19 protein-coding genes and 1 pseudogene are annotated in these 16367 nt (G+C 63.5%); 3 read left to right on the forward strand and 17 right to left on the reverse strand.

The features are described from left to right. Positions 1-13: 13 nt before the first annotated feature. Positions 14-370: an ATP/GTP-binding protein gene (locus QF036_RS17080; protein WP_307103761.1), complete on the reverse strand. Its 357-nt coding sequence runs from the start codon at positions 368-370 to the stop codon at positions 14-16. Positions 371-466: 96 nt separating this feature from the next. Here QF036_RS17080 and nucS point away from each other — a divergent pair, with 96 nt between their 5' ends. Next, a complete protein-coding gene (gene nucS, locus QF036_RS17085) occupies positions 467-1162 on the forward strand; it encodes an endonuclease NucS (protein WP_003804765.1) in 696 nt (231 codons plus the stop codon). 285 nt (positions 1163-1447) lie between these two features. After that, positions 1448-1651: a cold-shock protein gene (locus QF036_RS17090; RefSeq protein ID WP_003804766.1), complete on the forward strand. Its 204-nt coding sequence runs from the start codon at positions 1448-1450 to the stop codon at positions 1649-1651. A gap of 178 nt (positions 1652-1829) precedes the next feature. Here QF036_RS17090 and QF036_RS17095 read toward each other — a convergent pair whose 3' ends face one another. From QF036_RS17095 to QF036_RS17150, 12 genes and pseudogenes are all read right to left on the reverse strand, one after another. After that, complete coding sequence (locus QF036_RS17095; RefSeq protein WP_003804767.1) at positions 1830-2261, reverse strand: DUF2550 domain-containing protein; 432 nt, start codon at positions 2259-2261, stop codon at positions 1830-1832. Between the two features lie 10 nt (positions 2262-2271). Beyond that, positions 2272-2556, reverse strand: coding sequence for a F0F1 ATP synthase subunit epsilon (locus QF036_RS17100; protein ID WP_003804768.1), 285 nt, complete (start codon positions 2554-2556; stop codon positions 2272-2274). Between the two features lies 1 nt (position 2557). After that, positions 2558-4012, reverse strand: a complete 1455-nt coding sequence (gene atpD / locus QF036_RS17105) for a F0F1 ATP synthase subunit beta (RefSeq protein ID WP_307103764.1) — start codon at positions 4010-4012, stop codon at positions 2558-2560. 72 nt (positions 4013-4084) lie between these two features. Next, positions 4085-4975, reverse strand: a complete 891-nt coding sequence (locus QF036_RS17110) for a F0F1 ATP synthase subunit gamma (protein WP_307103766.1) — start codon at positions 4973-4975, stop codon at positions 4085-4087. 76 nt (positions 4976-5051) lie between these two features. Then, positions 5052-6690 (reverse strand): annotated as a pseudogene (gene atpA, locus QF036_RS17115) (F0F1 ATP synthase subunit alpha). Positions 6691-6773: 83 nt separating this feature from the next. Beyond that, a complete protein-coding gene (locus QF036_RS17120; RefSeq protein ID WP_307103768.1) occupies positions 6774-7601 on the reverse strand; it encodes a F0F1 ATP synthase subunit delta in 828 nt (275 codons plus the stop codon). Continuing rightward, on the reverse strand, positions 7601-8158 hold the full coding sequence (locus QF036_RS17125; RefSeq protein ID WP_307103770.1) for a F0F1 ATP synthase subunit B: 558 nt from the start codon (positions 8156-8158) through the stop codon (positions 7601-7603). The genes QF036_RS17120 and QF036_RS17125 overlap by 1 nt, the downstream gene beginning before the upstream one ends. Positions 8159-8211: 53 nt before the next feature. Next, positions 8212-8430 (reverse strand): ATP synthase F0 subunit C, encoded by a 219-nt coding sequence (gene atpE, locus QF036_RS17130; protein WP_003804776.1) that lies wholly within the window; start codon positions 8428-8430, stop codon positions 8212-8214. Between the two features lie 78 nt (positions 8431-8508). Continuing rightward, a complete protein-coding gene (gene atpB / locus QF036_RS17135; RefSeq protein WP_003804778.1) occupies positions 8509-9309 on the reverse strand; it encodes a F0F1 ATP synthase subunit A in 801 nt (266 codons plus the stop codon). 81 nt (positions 9310-9390) lie between these two features. Further along, positions 9391-9729: a hypothetical protein gene (locus QF036_RS17140; RefSeq protein ID WP_307103772.1), complete on the reverse strand. Its 339-nt coding sequence runs from the start codon at positions 9727-9729 to the stop codon at positions 9391-9393. Continuing rightward, positions 9729-10226: a hypothetical protein gene (locus QF036_RS17145; RefSeq protein WP_307103775.1), complete on the reverse strand. Its 498-nt coding sequence runs from the start codon at positions 10224-10226 to the stop codon at positions 9729-9731. Before QF036_RS17145 ends, QF036_RS17140 begins: the two co-directional genes overlap by 1 nt. Before the next feature lie 91 nt (positions 10227-10317). After that, positions 10318-11445, reverse strand: a complete 1128-nt coding sequence (locus tag QF036_RS17150) for an MraY family glycosyltransferase (protein ID WP_307103776.1) — start codon at positions 11443-11445, stop codon at positions 10318-10320. 346 nt (positions 11446-11791) lie between these two features. Here QF036_RS17150 and QF036_RS17155 point away from each other — a divergent pair, with 346 nt between their 5' ends. Further along, entirely contained in the window at positions 11792-12688 is an 897-nt protein-coding gene (locus tag QF036_RS17155) for a glycosyltransferase (protein WP_307103778.1), read from the forward strand. Positions 12689-12765: 77 nt separating this feature from the next. On the opposite strand, the gene QF036_RS17160 is transcribed toward QF036_RS17155, so the two are convergent. Genes QF036_RS17160 through prfA form a run of 4 tightly spaced genes read right to left on the reverse strand, consistent with a single transcriptional unit; the run spans position 12766 to position 16337 of the window. Then, positions 12766-13551, reverse strand: a complete 786-nt coding sequence (locus QF036_RS17160; RefSeq protein WP_307103780.1) for a WecB/TagA/CpsF family glycosyltransferase — start codon at positions 13549-13551, stop codon at positions 12766-12768. Beyond that, on the reverse strand, positions 13548-14333 hold the full coding sequence (locus QF036_RS17165; protein WP_307103782.1) for an L-threonylcarbamoyladenylate synthase: 786 nt from the start codon (positions 14331-14333) through the stop codon (positions 13548-13550). Before QF036_RS17165 ends, QF036_RS17160 begins: the two co-directional genes overlap by 4 nt. A gap of 15 nt (positions 14334-14348) precedes the next feature. After that, positions 14349-15248, reverse strand: a complete 900-nt coding sequence (gene prmC / locus QF036_RS17170; RefSeq protein WP_307103784.1) for a peptide chain release factor N(5)-glutamine methyltransferase — start codon at positions 15246-15248, stop codon at positions 14349-14351. A 15-nt stretch (positions 15249-15263) separates the two neighbouring features. After that, positions 15264-16337: a peptide chain release factor 1 gene (gene prfA, locus QF036_RS17175; protein WP_307103787.1), complete on the reverse strand. Its 1074-nt coding sequence runs from the start codon at positions 16335-16337 to the stop codon at positions 15264-15266. Between the last annotated feature and the right edge of the window lie 30 nt (positions 16338-16367).

Genomic DNA, 16367 nt, shown 5'->3' on the forward strand with positions numbered 1-16367 from the left:
GGGTCACCTAACGTTACCGGTACCGGAAGTTGCGGGACGTCCAGCAGTTGGTGTGCCAGTGGCGCCGCTCGGCCAGCCCCGCGGCAGCTCCGAACAGGTGATCGTCCGCCCAGACCACAAGGTGGGCGATCCCGGGCAGCACAGCGGTGGAGCAGCCCGGGCAGATGTATTTCTTTTCGGCGTTGCGGGCCGTCATGGTCCGCACCATCCAGTCGCCGTCCGGCGCAGTTTCCCGGCGGGCGAATCCCGCGCGGGCCCGCTCCAGGTCAAGTTCCGGCGCGGGACCTGCGCCGTGCTTTCCTCCGCCCTGGGCATTGCCGGCCGCACCGCGCCCGGATTTGGCGCGGCGGGGACGGTTGGAGCGGGGCATGCCTCCATTTCTGCCTTAGCCGGTGGCCCTGCCCTGCCCTGCATGACACCGGGCTACTGCACGTTGGGGTTCTGCGGAGAAGGTATGGTGTAGGGCGTGCGTCTCGTCATAGCCCGTTGCTCCGTTGATTATGTTGGCCGGCTCAAAGCCCATCTCCCCCTCGCCACCCGGCTCCTGCTGGTGAAGGCCGACGGTTCCGTGCTGGTGCACTCCGACGGCGGCTCCTACAAGCCCCTGAACTGGATGAGCCCGCCCGCCGTTCTGCGCGTCACCTCCCCGGAGGACGCCGACGTCGAAGTTGGCGTCGTCGAGCAGTGGACCGTGCAGTCGGCCAAGACGGACGACAGGCTCATCATCAACATCCATGAGCAGATCCACGACAGCTCCCATGAACTGGGACACGACCCCGGCCTGATCAAGGACGGCGTCGAGGCCGACCTGCAGCGGCTCCTCGCCGACCAGATCGAAACCCTCGGCGAGGGGTTCTCACTGATCCGGCGGGAGTACTTCACCGCCATCGGGCCCGTGGACATCCTTGCCCGGGATGCCGGCGGCGCCACGGTGGCCATTGAACTGAAGCGCCGCGGCGACATCGACGGCGTGGAGCAGCTGACGCGGTATCTTGAACTGCTGAACCGGGATCCGCTGCTGGCGCCGGTGCGAGGCATATTCGCCGCCCAGCAAATCAAGCCGCAGGCCAGAGTGCTCGCGACGGACCGCGGCATTGACTGCGTGACCCTGGATTACGACGCGATGCGGGGCGTTGACGACATCGAATCCCGGCTTTTCTGACTGGACGGGTCCGTAGCCATGGGGTGATCAGGCGTTTACTCCGGATTTGCCCAAAATTTGCCGGAATTCGCGTTTTGCCCGTTGACCAGACGGTTTGCCCATGAAATTCTTGTATCAGTCTTTGTGTAGGTGTTTTTCATGCTCGCAAGACATGTTGCGAGCGCGAAGCTCCTGCAACGCAATTCCGGTTATATCGGGGGTGCAGGCCAGGATTCTTCTCGCGGAGTAACCAAGACCAGTACGAGGTGTGCTGGCCTTAAAAAGTTCCATACTGAGGAGAAATAAATGGCACAGGGAACCGTCAAGTGGTTCAACGCTGAAAAGGGCTTCGGCTTCATCACCCCGGACGACTCCGATGGCGATGTCTTCGTTCACTACTCCGAGATCCAGACCGGCGGGTTCAAGACCCTCGACGAGAACCAGCGCGTTCAGTTCGAAATCGGCCAGGGCGCCAAGGGCCCCCAGGCTACGGGCGTAACCGTCGTCTAATTAGTTCCAAAACAAATGATCCTCGGCATTCGTGCCGGGGATCATTTTTGTGTCACTAATATTTTCAGATCCTGAAACATTCACGGCGGCCTATTGGCTTAGGGCCGTACTGGCGCCGCGGCCTATTGGCTTAGGGCCGTATTGGCCCCATGTTGGCCCGGGCCGGTGGCGGGAGCCCTCAGCGCCAGGTCCCCACTCCGATGACCGGCCCGGCTTCCAGCCACGAGGACAAGCCTGTGTAGGCGTCGAACTTCATGGCCAGGAAGACGTCCTGGCCCTCGTAGCGGAGCTCCACGATCACGACGTCGGGCTGCACCTTGACCAGCTCCGCCTCCGTGGGCTGGCGCCGGCCCAGCAGCTCAAGCGAGCTCCGTTTGAAGCGGTGGCGGGGCCGGACGCTCAGCGACAGGAGTTTGAACCACTCAAGTTCATTGTCCTGATAACGACAAACCCCCATCCGCCAGCTTTTTCCAGCCGTACGAATGGAGGCGTCCACCGTGCCCAGGGCGCGCCGCAGGTTGAAGCGGCGCACCCCAAACAGGCACAGCGTAAAAATCAGCACCGCAAACACGGTTGCTATGGCGATGAACGGAAAGGAAGAAACGTCCATCAGGGTTGTGCTATCGGATCCCCGCAGTGGCCGCGTCACCCAGCTGGGCGTTGTCAGCAACAATGACCACCCGGTTGTTGTCGACGGAGAAGAACCCGCCGTCGACATCTACGGCAATGCGGTCGCCGGTAACCGGCTCGATTGCCAGCTGTCCCTCGGCCAAAATCGCCAGCACGGGCGAGTGGCCGGGCAGGATTCCGATCTCACCATCACTGGTGCGGGCCTTGACCATCTTGGCCGCCCCGGACCACACGAAGTGGTCCGCTGCGACAATCTCAACCTCAAGCTCAGCCATATTACTTGGTCTGTTCCTGAATCTTGGCCCACTGGCGCTCAACGTCATCCAGGCCACCGACGTTGAAGAACGCCTGCTCTGCAATGTGGTCGAGCTCGCCGTCGCAGATCGCCGCGAAGCCTTCCACGGTGTCCTTGATGGAAACGGTGGAGCCCTCAACGCCGGTGAACTGCTTGGCGGTGTAGGTGTTCTGGGACAGGAACTGCTGGATACGGCGCGCACGCGACACGACGATCTTGTCCTCTTCGGACAGTTCGTCGACACCGAGGATGGCGATGATGTCCTGGAGTTCCTTGTTCTTCTGCAGGATCTGCTTTACACGGACAGCCGTGTTGTAGTGGTCCCTGCCGATGTACTGCGGGTCCAGGATTCGGGACGTCGACGTCAGCGGATCCACAGCTGGGTACAGACCACGGGAGGCGATTTCACGGGAAAGTTCCGTGGTGGCGTCCAAGTGTGCGAACGTCGTGGCCGGTGCCGGGTCGGTGTAGTCATCTGCGGGGACGTAGATGGCCTGCATCGAGGTGATGGAGTGGCCCTTGGTGGACGTGATGCGCTCCTGGAGGAGGCCCATCTCGTCGGCAAGGTTCGGCTGGTAACCCACAGCGGAGGGCATGCGGCCCAGCAGAGTGGAAACCTCGGAACCTGCCTGCGTGAAGCGGAAGATGTTGTCGATGAAGAGCAGCACGTCCTGGTTCTGGACATCGCGGAAGTACTCCGCCATGGTCAGGGCGGACAGTGCCACGCGCAGACGCGTTCCCGGCGGCTCGTCCATCTGGCCGAACACAAGGGCGGTGTCCTTGAGGACGCCTGCCTCTTCCATTTCAACCCAGAGGTCGTTACCTTCACGGGTACGCTCGCCGACACCGGCGAACACGGAAGTACCACCGAAGTTGCGGGCAACACGGGTGATCATTTCCTGGATCAGAACGGTCTTGCCCACGCCGGCGCCGCCGAACAGGCCGATCTTTCCACCCTTGATGTACGGGGTGAGGAGGTCGATGACCTTGATGCCCGTTTCGAGCATTTCGGTGGAACCCTCGAGGGACGCGAAGGACGGGGCCTTGCGGTGGATCGGCCAGTGGTCCGAAGCCTGGATCTCGGACTCGTCGACGTCCAGCGGCTTGCCGAGGACGTTGAAGATGTGGCCCTTGACGCCGTCGCCAACAGGCACGGTGATCGGGGAACCGGTGTCCACCACGGACGTGCCGCGGACCAGGCCGTCGGTGGCCTGCAGGGAGATAGCGCGGACGAGGTTGTCACCCAGGTGCTGGGAGGTCTCGAACGTGATGGTCTTGGTCTCACCGTTGAGAGTGATCTCGGTGGTGAGTGCGTGGTAAATCGAGGGGATTGCGTCAGCCGGGAATTCGACGTCGACAACCGGGCCAATAACACGTGCGATACGGCCGGTGGCACCGGCCGTTGCTGCTACGTGTTCGGTAGCGGTGGCAGTCATCTCTCTCACTTCACTCGTAGATGGCGTGGGGTTAAGTTTATCTTTTGTTGCAGGGGTCCGGGACCGGTCCGGCTACGACGCGAGTGCGTCGGCGCCGGCCACGATTTCGGAAAGCTCCTGCGTAATCTCTGCCTGGCGGGCGGTGTTGCGCAGACGCGTGTACTTCTTGATGAGGTCCGTGGCGTTGTCGCCGGCGGATTTCATCGCCCGCTGGCGGGCAGCAAGCTCGGAAGCCGCTGCCTGCAGCATGGCCGCGAAGATACGGGATTCGATGTAGCGCGGCAGCAGCGCGTTGAGCACCTGTTCCGGCTCCGGTTCGAATTCGTAAAGCGGCAGCAGTTCCGATTCGGACGTCGCCTGCTCTTCCACGACTTCGAGGGGAAGAAGTCGGATGACGGTCGGCTCCTGGGTCACCATGGACTTGAAGCGGGTGTACACAACGTGGATCTCGTCCACGCCGCCCTCTTCGAAATCGATGGCGAAGTCCTCAAGCAGTGCCGCGCCGATTTCCCGTGCCGTGGCGAACTCAGGGGCATCGGTGTTGCCGGTCCAGACGCGCCCGTAAGGGCGGCTCCGGAAATCGAAGTAAGCCTGCGCCTTGCGGCCCACCAGATACGTCTTGACTTCCTTGCCTTCGGCACGGAGCAGTTCGTTCAGGCCTTCGGCCTGCTTGAGCACGCTGGCGGAGTACGAGCCTGCGAGGCCGCGGTCCGAGGTAATTACCAGGACGGCGGCCCGGCGGATGTTCTCCGGCTCGGTGGTCAAGGGGTGGTCGATTTCGCTCTGGCTTGCAACGGCGGAAACAGCGCGCGTGATCGCGTTCGCGTAAGGCAGTGAAGCTGCTACCCTGGCGCGGGCCTTGCCGATGCGCGAGGTAGCGATCAGTTCCATCGCCTTGAAGATCTTGCGCATCGACGTCGTCGAGCTGATCTTCTGACGGTAGACCCGGATCTGGGCTCCCATACTTATCCTTTCCTAAGATCCCGATGGCCGGGACTGCCGGATCCCAGAAGGGTTCCGGCAGTCCCTGCCAGCGAAACTAGCGCTTCTGCCTGACGATTTTTTCCTGGTCGACCTGACCCTCCGAGATAGCTTCATGCTCCTCGTGGCCTGCGCCTACCAGCTTGTCGTCGCCCTCGCCGAAGAAGCCCTTCTTGAAGTCCACGATGGCGGTCTTCAGTGCTGCCACGGTGTCATCGTCCAGGACGTTGGTCTGCGCCAGCGTCGTGAGGATCGAGGACTTGTGCTTGAGGTGCTCCAGGAACTCGGACTCGAAGCGGCTGATGTCCTCAACCGGAACGTCGTCCAGGTAGCCCTGGGTACCGGCCCAGATGGACACAACCTGGTTCTCGACCGGGAACGGCGAGTACTGGCCCTGCTTGAGCAGTTCCATCAGGCGCGCACCGCGGGTCAGCTGCTGGCGGGATGCGGCATCGAGGTCCGATGCGAACATCGCGAACGCCTGCATGTCGCGGTACTGGGCGAGGTCCAGCTTCAAGGTACCGGAGACCTTCTTCATGGACTTGACCTGGGCGGCACCGCCAACGCGGGACACCGAGACACCAACGTCAACAGCGGGACGCTGGTTGGCGTTGAAGAGGTCCGACTGCAGGAAGATCTGGCCATCGGTAATGGAGATCACGTTGGTCGGGATGTAGGCCGAAACGTCGTTTGCCTTGGTTTCGATGAGCGGAAGGCCGGTCATCGAACCCGCCCCGAGCTCGTCGGAGAGCTTGGCACAACGCTCCAGGAGGCGGGAGTGCAGGTAGAAGACGTCGCCCGGGTAGGCTTCGCGTCCCGGCGGGCGGCGGAGCAGCAGCGACACGGCGCGGTAGGCTTCGGCCTGCTTGGACAGGTCATCGAACACGATGAGGACATGCTTGCCGCCGTACATCCAGTGCTGGCCGATGGCCGAACCGGCGTAGGGGGCAAGGTACTTGAAGCCGGCCGGGTCGGAAGCCGGGGAGGCGACGATCGTGGTGTACTCGAGCGCTCCGTTGTCCTCAAGGGTCTGGCGGATTGCTGCAATCGTCGAAGCCTTCTGACCGATCGCAACGTAAACGCAGCGGACCTGCTTGGTTACGTCACCGGAAGCCCAGTTGTCCTTCTGGTTGATGATCGTGTCGATGGCAATGGCAGACTTGCCCGTCTGGCGGTCACCAATGATCAGCTGGCGCTGGCCGCGGCCGATCGGGATCATGGCGTCGATTGCCTTCAGGCCGGTCTGCATCGGCTCGTGCACAGACTTGCGCTGGGTAACGCCCGGTGCCTGGAGTTCCAGGGCACGGGTGGTCTCGGCCTTGATCTCGCCGAGGTCGTCGATGGGCACACCCAGGGGGTCCACTACGCGGCCGAGGAAGGCGTCGCCCGACCGGCACGGACAGAACCTGTCCGGTGCGGTGGACTTCCTGGCCCTCTTCGATGCCAGTGAAGTCACCGAGGACGATGACACCGATCTCGCGCACGTCGAGGTTCTGGGCGAGGCCCAGGGTGCCGTCTTCGAAGCGAAGCAGCTCGTTCGCCATGACCGAGGGAAGACCCTCAACACGGGCGATGCCGTCGCTTGCGGCGGTCACACGGCCGACCTCTACGCGCTCTGCGTTTCCGGGTTCGTAGGACGCCGCGAATTCGTTCAACGCATTACGGACGTCGTCGGCGTTGATGGTCAATTCGGCCATCTGCAGTCCCTGCTCTCCTGTATTCGTGATCATCGTTGCTCACGATGACCGGGGTTTCTATCAGTTGTGTTGTGCTTGTCCGGCTAGCCGGCCAGCTGGCGCTGAAGGTCGTTCAGGCGGGCGAGGACCGAAGCGTCTACCACTTCATCCCCCACCTGGACACGGATGCCGCCGATCAGCGTGGGATCAACGTTGATGTTGACCTTCAGCTCGCGCCCGTAGAGGGAGTTCAGTCCCTGCTGCAGGCGGCTTGCCTGCGTCTCCGTGAGGGGACGCGTGACGCTGACCGTCGCAATCCAGCGCTGCTGGCGCTTGGCGGCGAGCTCGGCGAAACGGCTTACGAGCCTCGTCGCCTTGATGCCACGGGGTTGCGTCACCGCCTGTCCAATGAGGACCTTGGCTTCCTCACTTGCGGAAGGAACCAGCCTTTCGGCCAGTGTGATCTTTGCTGCGGCGCTGGCCTGCGGTTCAGACAGGGCACGCTGCACCTCGTGGCTGGAAGCCACGGCCTGGTTGAAGGAGAAAAGATCGTTCTCCAGTTCTTCCAGACCGGTAATACCGGAGGCAGAAACGGCCGACTTGTTTTCGGCAACGGCGATAACCACCGTTGCGGCAAGCGTCTCGAGTGCATCGCCGATGTCCCGCGCCGATGCCCAGCGTGAGCTGGCCAGACCGGCGGCGATGTCCACGGCTTCGGCGGAAGCTTTTCCGCCAAAGAGCTGCTTGATCAACCCGGACTTTTCCTCACCGCTGCGGGAGGGGTCAGTCAGGGCGCGGCGCAAGCCAGCCGAGCTGTCTACCGCTGCCAGGATCCCGAAAAGTTCCTTTGCCAACTGCAGCGATGCAAACGGAAGCTTTGGCTCCAGCTCGGTCAGCGCCTTGGTCAGAGATTCGCTCGATACACCTGCCATTACTTAGCTACACCTGCGTTCTGGGACTCCAGATCGGCCAGGAAGCGGTCAACAACGCGTGCTGCGCGTGCGTCGTCCTCGAGGGTCTCCCCAACGATGCGGCCCGCAAGCGTGGTGGCAAGAGTGCCAACCTCTGAACGCAGCGACACAACTGCCGCCTGGCGCTCGGATTCGATCTGCACGTGTGCCTGGGCGGTGATCCGCGCAGACTCGGCTGCAGCCTTCTCCTTCAGTTCCGCCAGGATCTGAGCGCCTTCGGCACGTGCTTCCTCGCGGATGCGGTTGGCCTCGGCACGGGCATCAGTGAGCTGCTGCTTGTACTCTTCGAGTGCGGCAGAAGCCTCAGCCTGTGCCTTCTCAGCCTTGGCGATGCCGCCCTCGATGGCCTCGGCACGCTCTGCGAACGTCTTCTCGAACATCGGGACAACGAACTTGACCACGATGAAAAAGAGGACAGCAAAGCCGGCGAGGACGACGCCCATTTCCCAAACATTGGGAACGAGCGGGTTAGCCGCCTCGGCGCCTTCAGTGGCGGCTGAGATGATCAGCTGATTCATGTTTCACCCGTCCTTATCTACTCGGTTCTGAATGTTCGCTTAGTTCTGAAGGTTTACTTGAGAACGAAAGCGAAGACCAGGCCCAGGATGGCGAGGGCTTCAGTCAGCGCAAGGCCGAGGAATGCGATCGGCTGCAGGACGCGCTGAGCTTCCGGCTGACGTGCCACACCGTTGATGTAGGCGGCGAACACGAGACCCACACCGATACCACCGCCGATGGCCGAGAGACCGTAGCCGATGAGGTTGAGGGAGCCGTTGATGGAGCCTTCCATTTTTCTTCCTTTCAAGATGCCATGTATATGGCAGGTTGTTTGGGTTGCTTCATCCCCGCGAGGGGAAGTTTGAGGTGCCTAGTGGCTGTCGGCGTGGAGTGCGCCTTCGATGTAGATCGCGGTCAGCAGGGTGAACACGTACGCCTGCAGGGCCATGATCAGCGCTTCCAGCATGTACATGGCAATCGCACCGGCGAGAACCAGGACCGAGGTGCCCTTGAGGAGGACGTTCTCCTGCATGACGAGGTATTCGATGCCGGAACCGGCGATCATGACGATCAGGTGGCCGGCCAGCATCGTGGCGAACAGACGGAGGCTGTGCGTGACCGGGCGGACCAGGAAGTTGGAGATGATCTCGATCGGAATGACGATCGGCAGGATGTAGACCGGGACACCGGAGGGAACGGTGGCGAGCTTGAAGTAGCGCAGGCCGTTCTTCTTGATGCCGATGCCGATCCAGGTGACATACACGATGGCTGCCAGCACGTAGGCGCCGCCGACGTGCGAGAAGCTCGGGAGCTGGATCAGCGGGATTGCGCCGTAGATGTTGTTCACCAGGATGAAGAAGAACAGGCTGAACAGCAGCGGGACGTACTTGATGAAGTCCCTGCCGCCGATGATGTCCTTGGCGATGCTGTTGCGGACGAAGCCGTAGGCGGCTTCACCTGCGAACTGCAGCTTGCCGGGAACGAGCTGCTGCTTCCGCGCAGCGAGCACAAAGAATGTGGCGATAATGACGACGGACAGGATAACCAGCAGCATCTGCTTGGAGAATCCGTCTGCCGCACCCCACGGCAGGATTGCCGGCAGGTGCATTTCTTCAATTCCGGGAGGTGTGAACTCTCCTGAATTTTGGGCCGGGAGCGCAAGCGCGATCAACGCGTTTCCTCTCTGCAGTGTCCATCGTTGGGCGTTGGTCGGGTTCCGGCGCGCGTCATGCTTGCCCTCCCCCTCGTGAAATTATTTGGCATTACTGTTCCCGTCCTCGGACGGGCCGCTGGCTGCACTGTTCCCACCAGCTGGTTTCCTTGAACTGGTGAGGCCGTGCATATGGGACAGATAGAACCCTCCCGCTGCTCCAAGCAGAGCGCCTGCGAGCACAATCCAGCGGGTTCCCCACAGATAATCCAGTCCCCAGCCTATCAAACTCCAGACGATGATTCCGCCAATTATGTAGCTAAAGACGGCCATTCCAGCGTTGTAACCGCCGTCGGAATTTTCGCCGGGTACAGCCGCAGGACCGGGCGTCGGTTCGGGTGCTCCGGGCTCGTTTTTCCCGGGGTGTTTGTCCTTGGACATCAGCGCTTCCCCCCGTTCCCGTTGGCGTCGCCGTCCGGTTCGGGGTCGTTGAAGATCTGCAGCCGGGCTTTGCTGAAACCGTAGATCTCAGCCGCCTGCCATGTGACCACGGCCACGACGGCGCCGATAACGAACCAGCGGCCGTGCAGCCAGCCGGGAGCACCGACAGCGAACAGCACCACGGCGAAACCGATGACCTTGACGAAGTAAGTCGCCACGAACAGGCCAACGGCACCCGAGGGGTTGTTGCGCCCCACGAAGTGTCCGATCAACAGGCTGATCGCGAAGAATACGACCACCAGCAGGCCGCCGAGGCTGCTGGACACAACGCCGGTCCAGCCGTTCAGCAAGGCAGCCACCACGCCGGTCAGGACCAGGGCGCCGCCGGCGACTGCAGAACTCAGTCCAAGCAGACCGAGCCAGAGCGACCGCGTGGGCCCGGAGACGCCAACGGGTCCTTTGCCGGACACAGGTCCGGGCTCGGCGTTGGAGGTCATGCGAACCCAATCTTCGGGGCAGGGTGGAGTGGTGCAGGAAAAGCCTGCACCTGAATTCTACACGAGATAGAAATTTTCCAAAAAGCGTGTATTACTCCGGCGCCTGTCCCATTCTGGTGTTCTCGCCGCGGCGGCTCAGGTACGGCCAGGCCGTGACCAGGCCCATGATCAGCGTGGCGGCGACCATTACTGCCAGCACGACCTGCCAGGGGTAGACGGCAAAGGCCAGGCCGCCGAAGGACAGCACTGCCGCCCACAAATACAGGAGCATGACCGCGGTGCGGTGGGAGTAACCGATGTCCATGAGTTTGTGGTGCAGATGCCCGCGGTCGGCGGACCATGGTGAACGGCCGACGGCGGTGCGCCGCACCACCGCGAGGCACAGGTCCAGGAGCGGCAGGAACAGCACGGCAAACGGCAGCAGGATGGGGATGATCGTGGGAATACCGTTGACGCGGTCATAAAGCCCAGATGTGATCTGACCGGTGGAGACCACACCGGCCGACGCCATCAGCAGGCCTATCAGCATGGCGCCGGAATCGCCCATGAAGATCTTTGAGGGAAACCAGTTGTGTGGCAGAAAGCCCAGGCAACTGCCCACGAGGACTGCAGTCAGCAGCGTGGCGAGGTCAGAACGGTCCAGGATCGGCGCGTTGCGGTGGACCCAGTAAGCGGTGAGGAAGAAGGCAGACCCGCCGATGATGGCTACCCCCGCTGCCAGCCCGTCCAGCCCGTCTATGAAGTTGAACGCGTTCATCGTGACGACGATGAGGCCTGTGGTGAGGACGATGTTGATCGGGTCCGAGTCGAAGCGGATCGGCTCCGGAATGAACGGGATGATGGTCATGCGCACACCCCAGACGGCCACCACGAGCGCGGCGAAAGCCTGCCCGATCAGCTTGACCCACCAGCGAAGGTCCAGGAGGTCGTCCGCCACTCCCACCAGCACGATGACGGCAGCACCCGCCAGCACACCCCACGGAGCGCCGTTGTTCCGGAAGATGTCCTTGACGAAGAAGGACTGGCTTGCCACGGCCAGCGCCACCAGCACGCCGGCGAAAATCCCCAGCCCGCCGAGCCGCGAGACCGGGCTGGAATGCATGTCCCGGCTGCGGATCGGGGCGAACAGCTCAAGCCGGTTGCCGACCAGCCGCGCACCCCAGGTTGCCCCGTAGGAGACGATCGCCGCTGTCAGCATCATGGACAGGTACATGATCATGGCGCGGCCACCGTTCCTGTGGCACTGTGCCAGCTGGTGCAGTGCTTGCTGCTGACGCAGCGCACGACGCTGCCGCGGTGCAAGCTGGAATGCTGCGGGCTATACGGATGCGGATTCGGGGTCAGGCCGGGCGGACCATGCGGGCTCGTTGGGTGTGGATCTGACGTGCAATAAATGAAACTTCTCCGTCGCCATGCGCACAGACAGGCAGTGCATAGTGCCTGACGGGGCTGTATTACAGTGGACTCTAGTCAAGATACTAACGCCAACGGGTACATCGCTTCGCGTCACACGGCCTTACGCCGGCGGGAAACTTGCCGACGGCTGTGCTGAAAGGATCCCCGCAATGCCAGTGTCGGTCGCAGTTGCCGCCGTGACGTTTGACCGTCCCCATGAGCTCGCCGTCCTGCTGAAAGCCATCAATGGGCAGACGGCTCCCGTGTCCACAATCTGCCTCGTTGACAGCGGCACGGCGCCGGCAAAGGACGTCGCCGACCAGCATGCAAATGTGGACTACATCCGTTCGGAAGCCAACCTCGGTGGTGCCGGCGGCTTCTCCCTTGCGGCGCTCAAGGCCGTGGCCAGCGGCGCCGACTGGGTCTGGATGATGGACGACGACGCCGAACCGGCGGATGCCGAGTGCCTGGCCACGCTGATCCGGGAAGCGGAGGCACGGGACCTGGAGGCTGTTGTCCCCCTGGTGGTGGCTCCGGGGCATCCCGACCAGCTTTCCTTCTTCTTCAGGCTGGACGGCAAGGTCTCCCACGACCGGGCCGCGCTGGAAAAGGTCGGGTTCCTACCGAACGACGGCCACTTCTTCAACGGTGCGCTCATCCGCTCCGATGTCTTCTTCAAGGTGGGCCTGCCGGACATGCGCCTCTTCATCCGCGGCGACGAGGTGGACTTCACCATCCGGCTGCGCAAGGCAGGCATCCGTTTCGGGACCGTCACCACGGCGGCGATCATGCACCCGCACGCGTTTTCCGAAACGAAGCACGTATTCGGGGCCCGCTGGCACGTCATCGTCCCGGAGGGCGCCTTCAAGCGCTACTACTACTACCGCAACCGCGGCTACCTGATTCGCCGCCATTTCCGCGTGAAGTCCCTGGTGGCCGATGTGGGCGGCTACCTCGGCTATTTCCTCCGCCGGGGCGATCTCCGCGGGCTCGCGGACTGGTTCCGGGCCTTCTCCACGGGGCTCCGCGGCAAGGGCTTTGGCCCGCTGAAGGACCAGAAGTTCTAACGCAGGGGGCCGGGCGGCCTGTTTTGCCCGGCCTGTTTTGCCCGGCCTGTCAGCCGTGTTCTGTCAGCCCTGGTCTGTCAGCCTTGGCCGCGCAGCCGGCGCCGCAGCAGCAGTCCCAGCAGGACCCACGGCTCGCCAAACACCCGGTACGCGACGCGGCGCGGGTGCAGCAGCAGCCGCCAGGCCCACTCCAGGCCGAGCCGGCCAAGCCAACGGGGCGCCAGCTTCTGGATGCCGGCGATCTGCTCGATGGCTCCCCCGACGGCGCAATACACCGCGGGCGGGAGCGACGGCAGGCGGCGCCACAGCACCTCTTCCTGCAACGGCATGCCAAGGCCGATCAGCACCAGCTGCGGCTGGACTTCCGCAAGCCACGCCGCGGCCTTCTCTTCCAAATCCGAATCCCAGCCCTCCCCCGGCATTCCGGAGACAGCAGCGCCCGGCACGATGCCCTGCAGCTTCTCCACGGCCTTGGCGTTGGCCGTCGCCCCGGCCCCAAGGACGGCGATGCGGTGGAGGCCGTCCAACCGGCCCAGCGCGGGAATCCAGTCCGTCGAACCAAGACGGTAGTCCATGACGGGCCGCGTGTCCCGGCCCGTCTTTGCCTGACCCGTCTTTGCCCGGCCCCTCCCCCACAGCCAGAGGACAGGCGCACCGTCGAGAAGGACAACGTCACTGTTCTCGTAGAACTTCCTGAACTCGGGTTCGGAGTGGAAAAGCGTCACGCTGTGGAGATTGTGTCCGACGACGGTCCTGGTGGTGCCGTCAGCCACGAATCTGTCGAGGACTGCGGTGAGTCCGTCGACGTCCAGGGGCGTGGCATCCACTCCGAGGACCGGTATCGGTTGCCTCTGCAGCGTCATTCGGCGCTTGCGGGCTTTTCGCCGGCGTCGGGCTGCACCCGAGCATCCGCAGCGGCGGGCTCGGCGTCGTCTTGGGATACCTCGGCGTCGTCCTGGGAAACCTCAGGCTCATCCGCCGCGTTGCCGTTGATGTCGAGAACTCCGGGAACCACCCCGCGCAGCCGCTCAATGCTGATGGCCCCATCACGGACCACGCGCAGCGGCAACGAGGTGGCATCAACGATGGTGGACGGCCGGGCGTCGGTTCCCTCGACGGGCCGGAAGCCGCCTTCAAGGTAGACCTCCACGGACTCCGCGAGCTGGGACCGTGCTTCGAAGGCTGTCTGCGCCGGAGCCTGGCCCGTCCTGTTTGCCGAGGACACGGCGAGGGGGCCGGTAACCGTCAGCAGGTCGATTGCCACCTCATCGTCCGGAATGCGAAGGGCGACGGTGCCCTTGGTCTCGCCCAGGTCCCAGTCGAGGGACGGCTGGGCGTGGAAGATGAGGGTCAGGCCGCCGGGCCAGAAGGCCTCGGCAAGGTCGCGGGCATCCGGATAGACATCGGTGGCCAGCCCGTCGAGCGCGTTGAGGCGCGGAATCAGGACGGGCGGCGGCATGTTCCGGCCGCGGCCCTTGGAGACCAGCAGCATGGTGACGGCCTGCGGGGAAAAAGCATCGGCAGCGATTCCGTAGACGGTGTCCGTGGGAAGGACAACGCACTTCTTCTCGAGGATCGCCCGCCGCGCGTGGGCGATTCCGGCGGTCCGCTCGTCGTCGGCCGTGCAGTTGTACGTAGTGGTCACTGCCTCATTCTTTCATTACTCCGCGGGCGGGAAAGCAAGAACGGCGCTGGTGGCGCGTTCCTTGCCGTTAAGGTCAAAATGCGTGGTGACGTCAGTCCAGAGCCCCGTTCGCTTCAGCATCGCCGATATCCAGCCGGCCTGGACTTCGGCGTGTTCCATCACGAAGTAGCCGCCGGGAACCAGGAGCCGTGCCGCCGAGGCGGCGGCCGCCGTCGGCAGTTCCATGCCGTCCGCTCCGCCGCCGTAGAGCGCTTCCGGAGGGTCGTGGAGCGCCACTTCCGGTTCATTGGGGATGGCTTCGGCGGGGATGTACGGCGGGTTGGACACCACGACGTCGAACGTTCCGTTCTGTTCCGGCATCGCGTTCCGCAGGTCCCCCAGCAGCAGAGTGACCCCCAGCGGCCGGAGATTCTTCGCCGCCCAGGCGTGCGCGAATTCACTGAACTCCACCGCGTAAACCTCGGCCTCGGGCACCTCGTGCGCGATTGATCCGGCGATGGCACCGGAGCCGGTGCCAAGATCCACCACTTTGGGGCGGACCACGCCGGCACGTTCCAGTGCCTGCAGCCGGTCGATGACCAGCTGCACCACGGACTCGGTCTCCGGGCGGGGAATGAAGACGCCGGGGCCAACCGCGAGCTGGAGGTAGCGGAAGTGCGCCACGCCGGTGATGTGCTGGAGCGGAATCCGCGTGGCGCGCTCGGCAACGAGTTCGGCGTAGCCCGCCGGAGCCGGCGCATCACCGAGCATCATGGCCCGGAGCCGGCCCAGGCCGACGCCCAGCAAATGGTCGGCCAGCAACTCGGCATCCACCCGGGGGCTGGGCACGCCAGCCTCGGTCAGGCGTTCCGTCGCCTCGCGGACCGCAGCAGCCAGGGACTGGGCAGGCTGCTCCGAAGTGTGCTCGGACGTCATGTGATCCCGGGGCTCCTAGTCGCCGATGGCGTCCAAGCGCGCCTGCTCGTCCATCTCGATGGCGGACTGGATGACCGGCTCGAGGTCACCGTTCATGACCTGGTCAAGGTTGTAGGCCTTGTAGCCGGTACGGTGGTCGGCGATCCGGTTTTCCGGGTAGTTGTACGTGCGGATCCGCTCCGACCGGTCCATGGTACGGATCTGCGACTTGCGCTGGGCCGAATTCTCGGCGTCGATCTGCTCCTGCTGGTGCGCGAGGATCCGGGCGCGCAGCACGCGCATGCCGGCTTCGCGGTTCTGCAGCTGCGACTTCTCGTTCTGCATGGCCACCACAATCCCAGTGGGAAGGTGGGTGATGCGGACCGCGGAGTCAGTGGTATTGACGGACTGGCCGCCAGGACCTGAGGACCGGTAGACGTCGATCTTGAGGTCGTTCTGGTTGATTTCAAGCTCTTCGGGCTCATCCACCTCGGGCAGGACCAGGACACCCGCGGCCGACGTGTGGATGCGGCCCTGGGACTCCGTCACGGGCACACGCTGCACACGGTGCACACCGCCCTCGAACTTCAGCCGTGCGTAGACCCCTTCGGCGGGATCGTTCGAGCTGCCCTTGACGGCCATCTGGACGTCCTTGTAGCCGCCGAGATCCGATTCCGTGGCCGAGATAAGTTCGGTCTTCCACCCACGGGATTCCGCGTAGCGGGTGTACATCCGCAGGAGATCACCGGCGAACAGCGCAGCCTCATCGCCGCCTTCGCCGCCCTTGACCTCAAGGATCACGTTGCGTGCATCGTCCGGGTCCCGCGGAATGAGCAGCCGGCGCAGCCGCGCCGCCGCGGTCTCCAGGGCTTCCTCCAGTTCAGGCACCTCGGCAGCAAAGTCAGGGTCCTCGTCAGCCATCTCCTTGGCAGCCGCGAGGTCATCCCGAAGAGCCTCCCATTTGTGGTAGGCGTCCACAATGCCATTCAACTGAGCAGACCGCCGCCCCAGCTTCCGCGCCAGCTTCTGGTCAGCATAAACAGCCGGATCCCCCAGCTGCGCCTGGATAGCATCATGCTCATCCAACAGGCCCTGTACGGACTCAAACATTTTCAAAACCTCTTTCGACTTGTAACCAAG

The sequence above is a fragment of the Arthrobacter globiformis genome, from assembly GCF_030817195.1.
GTDB lineage: Bacteria > Actinomycetota > Actinomycetes > Actinomycetales > Micrococcaceae > Arthrobacter > Arthrobacter globiformis_D.